The organism is Cupriavidus sp. YAF13, from assembly GCF_052113425.1.
In the GTDB taxonomy this organism is placed as follows: Bacteria; Pseudomonadota; Gammaproteobacteria; order Burkholderiales; family Burkholderiaceae; genus Cupriavidus.
This window is the reverse complement of sequence record NZ_JBFRDD010000014.1, coordinates 165867-174431: the sequence shown is the minus strand read 5'-3', so window position 1 is coordinate 174431 and position 8565 is coordinate 165867. Positions and strand designations below refer to the sequence as shown.

General features: G+C 67.0%; 9 protein-coding genes. 4 read left to right on the top strand and 5 right to left on the bottom strand.

The genetic code is table 11. From position 1 onward, the window contains the following. Positions 1–422, bottom strand: a 422-nt coding sequence (locus AB4061_RS14340) for a contractile injection system protein, VgrG/Pvc8 family (protein ID WP_441634777.1), incomplete at its 3' end; no start/stop codon positions are given. A 351-nt stretch (positions 423–773) separates the two neighbouring features. Here AB4061_RS14340 and AB4061_RS14335 point away from each other — a divergent pair. The 4 genes from AB4061_RS14335 (at position 774) to AB4061_RS14320 (ending at position 4395) form a co-directional block, all read left to right on the top strand. Beyond that, positions 774–1094 (top strand): hypothetical protein, encoded by a 321-nt coding sequence (locus tag AB4061_RS14335; RefSeq protein WP_441634775.1) that lies wholly within the window; start codon positions 774–776, stop codon positions 1092–1094. Between the two features lie 103 nt (positions 1095–1197). Beyond that, complete coding sequence (gene pdhA, locus AB4061_RS14330; protein ID WP_441634773.1) at positions 1198–2301, top strand: pyruvate dehydrogenase (acetyl-transferring) E1 component subunit alpha; 1104 nt, start codon at positions 1198–1200, stop codon at positions 2299–2301. Beyond that, a complete protein-coding gene (locus tag AB4061_RS14325) occupies positions 2294–3271 on the top strand; it encodes an alpha-ketoacid dehydrogenase subunit beta (RefSeq protein ID WP_441634771.1) in 978 nt (325 codons plus the stop codon). The genes pdhA and AB4061_RS14325 overlap by 8 nt, the downstream gene beginning before the upstream one ends. Before the next feature lie 20 nt (positions 3272–3291). Continuing rightward, a complete protein-coding gene (locus AB4061_RS14320) occupies positions 3292–4395 on the top strand; it encodes a dihydrolipoamide acetyltransferase family protein (RefSeq protein WP_441634769.1) in 1104 nt (367 codons plus the stop codon). 34 nt (positions 4396–4429) lie between these two features. On the opposite strand, the gene AB4061_RS14315 is transcribed toward AB4061_RS14320, so the two are convergent. The 4 genes from AB4061_RS14315 to AB4061_RS14300 form a co-directional block, all read right to left on the bottom strand. Next, positions 4430–5395: a Bug family tripartite tricarboxylate transporter substrate binding protein gene (locus AB4061_RS14315; RefSeq protein WP_441634767.1), complete on the bottom strand. Its 966-nt coding sequence runs from the start codon at positions 5393–5395 to the stop codon at positions 4430–4432. A gap of 63 nt (positions 5396–5458) precedes the next feature. Next, positions 5459–6631 carry a mandelate racemase/muconate lactonizing enzyme family protein gene (locus AB4061_RS14310; RefSeq protein WP_441634765.1) on the bottom strand — a complete coding sequence of 391 codons (1173 nt, stop codon included), beginning with the start codon at positions 6629–6631 and terminating at the stop codon, positions 5459–5461. 152 nt (positions 6632–6783) lie between these two features. Next, positions 6784–7485 (bottom strand): SDR family NAD(P)-dependent oxidoreductase, encoded by a 702-nt coding sequence (locus AB4061_RS14305; RefSeq protein ID WP_441634763.1) that lies wholly within the window; start codon positions 7483–7485, stop codon positions 6784–6786. A gap of 126 nt (positions 7486–7611) precedes the next feature. Next, on the bottom strand, positions 7612–8553 hold the full coding sequence (locus AB4061_RS14300; RefSeq protein ID WP_441634761.1) for a dihydrodipicolinate synthase family protein: 942 nt from the start codon (positions 8551–8553) through the stop codon (positions 7612–7614). Positions 8554–8565: the final 12 nt, after the last annotated feature.

Genomic DNA, 8565 nt, shown 5'->3' with positions numbered 1-8565 from the left:
TCCAGGCCATGCCGGCGCAGGATCGCCTCGATGATCTGCGGGGCGGTCAGGTGCTGATAGACGCGGCTCGCGCGCGTGAGCCGCAGCCGCGCGACGAGCGGCTCGACCACGATCTGGTAGGCGCAGAAATCATGGGTCTGCCTGGTCTCGGAGAAACCCGTGATACAGCCGCCGAACTTGCGCGGCGCCGTGCCGTCGCCAGGATCGATCAGGAACGTGGCGTCCTTGCCGAGATAGTCGGCCCGATCGAGCGGCAACGGGTGCGCCAGCTGGATCGTCACGGTGTACGTGTCGCCCAGGCGCTCCACCGCTTCGAACGACACCACCGACAGCTCGGCGGCGCTGGCCGCGCCGGGCACCTCGAGGAAGTACGCCTGGTGTGCACCACCGTCGGCGTGCCGTTGTTCAACCGGATCCGTCATGGTCTTCGCTCCATTGTCAGCTTGATCGAACCTGACGCAGGACTCTAAACGGATTTTTTTATGTCATAAATAGCATTATTACAATTGTTAAACAAAATATCACTTTTATAGAAAATTCGTACTCGTCCTATYTATCTCAACGGGCATCCATGCTATTAGCCACGGCGGCACGCCGCACGGATCGTTGCCGCGAGCATTGGGAATGCGTTGAACTATGCGCTTGGCCCGCGGTGGGCACGGTGCATGTTGCCGCAGGCGACCGGGCGGTACCCCACATTGCCGTCGTCCTCACAATCGCCCCAACCTCTGCAATAGCGCTACACTGAAAACGAGACAACCCTCCGGAGCGCCATGATGGACGCCGATGGCCCTCAACGCACCTTTCGTGGTCTTCCCCTGACCCCGGAACAGGATGCGGAAATCAGGCACTACATCAAGAGGAAAAAGCAGCGCAGTGCGCCATGGGATACACCTGAGCTAGCCGCCATGCTCGCGGACATGCTGAGGCCGCCAAGCGTTGAGGACGATGACATCGAGTCCCCCGCCGAAGAAGCCAACGCGGACGCTGAGCGCGCGGCCGCTTCGGTGGACGAGGCCATGGATCCGATCGAGGCCGGCGAGGAGCGGATGGCGGCCAGGGAAGCCGAGGCGATGAAGGGCCCCAAGCATTGACATGCAGGTGCAGCGTGCGCATTACGGCTCCATGAGCCGGGACGCGCACAAAAGAAGGCAGCCCCCAGTGCAACGACTGGAACACAAGAATAAAGGGCATAGCATGGCGACCGTCGCGACATTCGAAATCGGGTACACGCAGTTTCTCGATCCACAAGGTGAGCCGACCCAAGCGCTGCCTGCATTTGCGCTCGATCCCGAGGCCCTTTTCCCGCTCTACCGGGCCATGGTGCTCACACGCCAGTTCGACCTCAAGGCCATTGCGCTGCAGCGCACCGGCCAGATCGGCACGTTCGCCTCAGCGCTTGGCCAGGAGGCCGTCGGCGTCGGCGTTGCCAGCGCCATGCGCGCGCAAGACGTGCTCGTGCCGTCCTACCGCGATCACGCCGCGCAGTTCCAGCGCGGCGTCTCCATGACCGAGAGCCTGCTGTATTGGGGTGGCGACGAGCGCGGCAATGCGTTCGCGGCGGCGCCGCATGATTTTGCGAACTGCGTGCCCATTGGCAACCAGGTCTGCCACGCTGCCGGCATCGCCTACGCGATGAAGCTGCGCCGCGAGCCGCGCGCCGCGGTTTGCCTGCTCGGGGATGGCGGCACTTCGAAAGGCGATTTCTACGAAGGCATGAATATGGCGGGCGCCTGGCATGCGCCCCTTGTGCTGGTCGTCAACAACAACCAGTGGGCGATCTCCATGCCGCGCAGCCAGCAGACCGCCGCGCAGACGCTCGCGCAAAAGGCCATCGCGGCCGGTATCCCTGGCCTGCAGGTGGATGGCAACGATGTCGTGGCGGTGCGCCAGGTCACGCTCGATGCGCTGGAACGGGCGCGCAGCGGCGGCGGCGCCACGCTGATCGAAGCGATCACCTACCGGCTTGGCGACCACACCACGGCGGACGATGCCTCGCGCTACCGCGACAGCAAACAGGTCAAGCAGCACTGGCTGCTGGAGCCGGTGGCCAGGCTGCGCAACTATCTGCTGCGCCTTGGCGCATGGGATGCGGCACGCGAAGACGCGCTTGCCAAGGATTGCGCAGCGCAAGTGATGGCCGCAGTGGAGGCCTATCTGGCAACGCCCCTGCCGGAAACAACGGCGATGTTCGATCACCTGTATGCCAGCCTGCCCAAGGCGCTGGAGGCGCAAGTGGCCACCGCGCGTCGCTTTGCCCCGGGCGCCCCGGCTAATGAGAGCGAGAGGGATCATGGCTGAAATCAATCTGGTCGAAGCCGTCAACCAGGCGCTGGCCCATGCGCTGGAACACGACCCGCGCGTGGTGCTGCTCGGTGAGGACATTGGCGTGAATGGCGGCGTGTTCCGCGCCACGGCGGGGCTGCAAGCCCGTTTTGGCGCCGAGCGCGTGATCGATACGCCGCTGGCCGAGTCCGGTATCGCCGGGGCCGCGATCGGCATGGCGGCAATGGGGCTGGCGCCCGTGGTGGAAATCCAGTTCACCGGTTTTATCTACCCGGCCATCGACCACATCATCAATCATGCCGGCCGTCTGCGTCACCGCACGCGCGGCAGGCTGAGCTGCCCGATGGTGCTGCGCTCGCCCTTTGGCGCCGGCATCCATGCGCCGGAGCATCACTCCGAAAGCCCCGAGGCGATGTTTGCCCATATTCCCGGCATCCGGGTGGTCATACCGTCCACCCCGGCGCGCGCCTACGGCCTGCTGCTGGCGGCCATGCGCGACCCCGACCCGGTGGTGTTCCTCGAACCAACCCGGCTCTACCGCCTGTTCCGCGAGGAAGTACCGGACAACGGCGAGGCGCTGCCGCTCGATACCTGCTTCACACTGCGCGACGGCGACGACATCACGCTGGTGAGCTGGGGGGCGATGCTGCAAGAGACGCAGGCCGCGGCTGACCTGCTGCTGGACGAGGGCATCGCCGCCGCCGTCATCGACGTCGCCACGCTCAAGCCGCTCGACATGGACACCATACTGGAATCGGTCACCAGGACAGGACGCTGCGTCATCGTCCACGAGGCGCCCCGCAGCGCCGGCTTCGGGGCCGAGATCGCGGCGAACCTCGCCGATGCGGGGCTGTACTCGCTGGCGGCGCCGGTGCAGCGCGTCACCGGCTACGACACCGTGGTGCCAATGGCCAGGCTCGAGTACACGTACCTGCCCAGCGTGGCGCGGATTGCCGACGCGGCGCGCAAGGCCATGGCCGCTTGACGTTTTTCCGGGGAGCGTTGATGAAGATCTTCAAATTGCCCGACCTGGGCGAAGGCCTGCAGGAAGCCGAGATCACCGAATGGCACGTCAAGCCCGGCGACACGGTGGCGGCCGACCAGCCGCTGGTTTCGGTCGAAACCGCCAAGGCGATCGTCGAGATACCGTCGCCCTACGCCGGACAGGTCGCCAAGCTGTTTGCCCAGCCGGGCGAGATCGTGCACCTTGGCGCGCCGCTGGCGGGCTTCGAAGGCGCCGGCGGGCAAGAGGATGCGGGCGCGGTGGTGGGCGATGTCAAAGTCGGCACGCACGTGGTCGCGGAAGCGCCCGCCGCCCTGTCCCGTGGCGGTGGCGCGGTGCGGGCCGTGCCGGCCGTGCGCGCCCTGGCGCGCCAGCTCGACGTGGACCTGGCGATGGTCACCCCAACGGGCGCGGACGGCATCATCAGCGCCGCCGATGTGCGCCGCGTTGCCGCGACGCTGGCGGACCTGGGGCCACCGGAAGTCCTGCGCGGCGTGCGGCGCGCCATGGCGCTGAACATGGCGCGCGCCCAAAGCGAGGTCGCCGCGGCGACCGTGATCGACGACGCCGATATCCATGCCTGGGCGCCCGGCACCGACACCACCATCCGGCTGGTGCGCGCACTGGTTGCCGGCTGCCGCGCCGAGCCCGGCCTCAACGCTTGGTATGAAAGCCAGACCGGGCGCCGCCATGTGCCGGCGCGGATCGACGTGGGGATTGCGGTCGACCTGCCCGAAGGCCTGTTCGTGCCGGTGCTGCGCGATACCGGCAAGCGCGACGCGGCAGACCTGCGGCGCGGCCTGGACCGCATGCGCGCGGATGTGCGTGCGCGAACGATCGCCCCCGAGGAGATGCGCGGCAACACCATCACGTTGTCCAACTTCGGCATGATCGCCGGCAAGTACGCGGCGCCGATCGTCGTGCCGCCAACCGTCGCCATCCTGGGCGCCGGCCGTATCCACGATGCGGTGGTTGCGGCCGGCGGCATTCCTGTCGTTCACCGCATCCTGCCGCTCAGCCTGACCTTCGATCATCGGGTGGTCACAGGCGGCGAGGCCGCGCGCTTCCTGGCGGCAGTGATCGCGGACCTGGCGCTGGCGGCCTAGGCCCGGGCAGCGCGGCAGGCGAGCGCGTGGGGCTTTACTCCGCGCGGATCCTGGCTTCGGCCACGATCTTGGCGGAGCGCTCCATGTCCTCCTTCTCGAAGCGGGCGAAGTCTTCCGGCGTGCCTGGCGAGAGCAGGTAGCCCTGCTCGGCCAGCCTGCCGCGCAGGTCGGACGCCAGTGCTTTGTTGACCTCGGCGTTGAGCCGCCTGGTCACATCGGCCGGCAGCTTGGCCGGACCCCACAGGCCATACCACGAGTAGAACTCATAGCCCGGCACTGTCTCGCCAACGGTCGGCACGTCGGGCATGGAAGGCAGCCTGTCCTTGGAGGTCACCGCGACCACGCGCACCATGCCGCTCTTGTGATAGGACAAGGCGCCAAGCACGGGATCGATAAAGCCATCGATGGCGCCGCCGATCAGGTCCTGGTAAGCGGGCGCGGAGCCCTTGTACGGCACCACCAGGTAATCGATCTTGCCTGCCCGCTTGAGCAGCTCCGTGGACAAATGCCCCGCGGACGCCTGCGAGCCAATCGCGAACGACATCTTGCCGGGATGCGCCTGCGCGTAGGCAATCAGCTCCTTGATGTTCTTCACAGGCAGGTTCTTGTTGACCGAGACCGCCAGCGGCCCCTTGCCGACCAGCGCGATCGGCACGAAATCCCTGGTCACATCGTAAGGCGACGATCTCAGGGTCATGGGCGTGGTGGTGAAGGTGGAGGCGCTGAACAGCAGCGTGTAGCCGTCCGCCGTGCCCTTGGCCACCGCATCGGCGCCGATGATGCCCTGGCCGCCGGGCCGGTTGTCGACGATGAAGCTCTGGCCGGTTTGCTCGGAGAGCTTCTGCGCCAGCATGCGGCCGACGGTGTCGGTGGGGCCGCCGGGCGGGAACGGAATGATGACGCGCACGGCCTTGTTGGGGTAGCCCTGCGCGAAGGCGCTGGCGGCGGCGCAGGCCAGCAACGCGCCGGCGGCACTGCGGAAAATCCGGTGGAACAGCATGGTTTGTCTCCTGTCTCGACTGCAGGTGCGCCCCTGTGGGGCGCTCTTATTTCTTGTCCGTACTCAAGGCTGCGCCAGCGCCGACATCTGCGCATACAGATCCGCCTTGCCCTCAAACCCGATGCCCGGCAGCGCCGGCATGGTGATATGCCCGTCGATCACCGTCACGCCATCGGGGAAGCCGCCGTAGGGCTGGAACAGGTCGGGGTAGCTCTCGTTGCCGCCCAGGCCCAGGCCGGCGGCGATATTGAGCGACATCTGATGGCCGCCGTGCGGGATGCAGCGGCTTGGCGACCAGCCAAAGGTCTTCAGCACGTCCAGCGTGCGCTCGTACTCCACCAGGCCGTAGGACAGCGCGCAGTCGAACTGCAGGTAGTCGCGGTCCGGGCGCATGGCGCCGTAGCGGATCAGGTTGCGGGCGTCCTGGTGGCTGAACAGGTTTTCGCCGGTGGCCATGGCGCCGGGGTAGTACTCAGCCAGCGTGGCCTGCAGGTGGTAGTCCAGCGGATCGCCGGCTTCCTCGTACCAGAACAGCGGATAGTCGCGCAGCATCTTGGCGTAGGCGATCGCGGTGTCCAGGTCGAAGCGGCCGTTGGCGTCCACGGCGAGCTGCGCGTCCGGGCCGATTTCCTGCAGCACGGCCTCGATGCGCGCGCTGTCTTCTTCCAGGCTGGCGCCGCCGATCTTCATCTTGACCACGTTGTAGCCGCGCTTCAGGTAGGAGCGCATCTCGGCGCGCAACGCGCCGAGGTCCTTGCCTGGATAGTAATAGCCGCCGGCGGCGTAGACGAACACGCGCGGGTTGGCGTTGACGCCGTGGCGCTCGGCCAGCAACTGGAACAGCGGCACGCCGGCGATCTTGGCCACCGCATCCCACACCGCCATGTCGATGGTGCCGACCGCCACCGAGCGCTCGCCATGGCCGCCCGGCTTCTCATTGGACATGGTGGCGGCCCACACGCGGTTGGGGTCGAGGTTGGTGCCGGCGTCGTCCAGCAGCGATGCTGGATCGGCCGCCAGGATACGCGGGGCAAAGCGCTCGCGGATCAGGCCGCCCTGGCCGTAGCGGCCGTTGGAGTTGAAGCCGTAGCCGATCACGCGCTTGCCGTCGCGAAAAGCGTCGGTCACCACGGCGACGAGGCTGCTCGTCATCTTCGAGAAATCGATATAGGCATTGCGGATGGGTGATGAAATCGGCTTCGTCACTTCACGGATGTCAATGATGCGGACGGACATGGCTTGTCTCCAGTGTTCTAGTGTTCCGGTGTTCCGGTGTTCCGGTGTTCCGGTGTTCCGGTGTTCCGGTGTTCCGGTGTTCCGGTGTTCCGGTGTTCCGGTGTCTTTCGGTAATCGGCGAATCAGGTGGTTCGATACCTCGGCTGAGTGCGCTACAGCGACCCGCCGCCGCAAATCAGGATCTGCTGCCCGGTGATGGCGCCGGCATCGGGCCCGAGCAGGAAGCTCACCATCCCGGCCACTTCATCGGGCCGGATAAAACGCCCGATGGGCGGCGTGCGCGGCGGCGTGCCCTTGCGGCCCGGGTCGTTGAGCATCGGGGTCTCGGTGGCGCCCGGCGCCACCACGTTGACAGTGATGCCGCGCGGCGCCAGCTCCGCGGCCCAGGAGCGCGCCATGCCCACCACCGCCGCCTTGGTCGCGGCGTACTGGCTGCGCCCTGGCGCGCCCGCCGCCGTGCGGCTGCCGATCAGCACGATGCGCGCGCCATCCGGCAGCGTCGGCATCAGCGCGTTGACCAGCACGCAGGCGGCTTGCACGTGGATGCGCCACATGCCCTCGCCGTCCTCGGGGTTCAGCTCGCCGAGCACCGCCGTGCGCATGAATCCCGCGGCATGGACGATGGCGTCGACCCGTGCCAACGTGGCCACGGCGACAGCAAGCTTTGCAGCATCGGTCAGGTCGACTTCGATCCCGTTGAAACCCTCGGCGCCGGGTGCCGGCGAGCGGTCCAGCCCGGTCACCGCCCAGCCCGCCGACAGCAGCCGCCGGGCAATGGCCGCGCCGATACCGGAGCTGGCGCCGGTGACCACGGCGTGCCTGGTCCGCGCCGCGGGCGTGTCGTCGTCTTGCATGGATTGGCTCATCAAAGCCCCTTTGGATTGCATGGCCGGCGGCCCGGCCCTCGGCACGCTGGCCGCGGGCCGGGATGGCGCGCCGGTACAGCGCCGGTGCAGGCCCGGATCAGACGCGGTTCAGGCTCAGGCAGCCGCCTTCTGCGTCACGCCGGCGTGTTCCAGCGCGCCCTTGATCGCGGCCAGCTCGGCGGCCGACGGTGCGTGGGTCGGCGGGCGCACCGTGCCATCGCGCAGGATGCCGGCCAGCGCCATGGCGGCCTTCATGCGGCCATGGGCTTCGCCCGTGGGCTCGCCGGCGCCGTACACCGCATCCTTGAGCGGGTTGATCAGGGCCTGCACGCGCATGGCTTCACGCAGGTCGCCGGCCTTGACCGCCTTGAGCAGGTCGTTGATCAGGCCGGGAATCAGCGAGGCAAAGCCGACCAGCGCACCATCGATGCCCTGCACCATCGACGACAGCAGGTATTCGTCGTGGCAGGTCATCAGCACCTTGGTGGGATCGGCCGCGCGGATCTCCTTGATGTCGCGCGCGTATTTGTTCATTTCGCGCTCGCCCATCTTGAAGGCCTTCACATACGGCAGCTTCGCCAGCTCCGCGAGCAACTCCGACGAGTAGGAGCCACGGGTCCAGGCCGGGTAGATATGCACCACCAGGGGCAGCCCGCTGGCCTTGCCGATGGCGTTGAAGTAGTCGAGGCAATGCTCCGGCTTGAAGCCAAAGCGCAGCCAGTGATGCGGCGGCATGATATCGAGCCCGGCGGCGCCAGCTTCCTTGGCCCAGCCCGCTTGTTCCACGGCGTCGTTGATGCCTTCGCAGACCACCGACGAGATCACCGGGCAAATGCCCTGGGTGGCGTCGGCGGTGATGCGGGTCACTTCGGCGCGCTCGCGCGGCGTCAGCGAAAAGACTTCACCGGTATGGCCATTGGTCATCAACGCGGTCACGCCAGCTTGGCCGCCCAGCCACCTGGCAAAGCGGCGCAGCTCCGGCTCGTTGATGCTGTAGTCCGCGTTGAAAGGAACCGCGATGGCGGGAATGATGCCGTGGAAATTGATATCAGGCACGTTCGTCTCCTG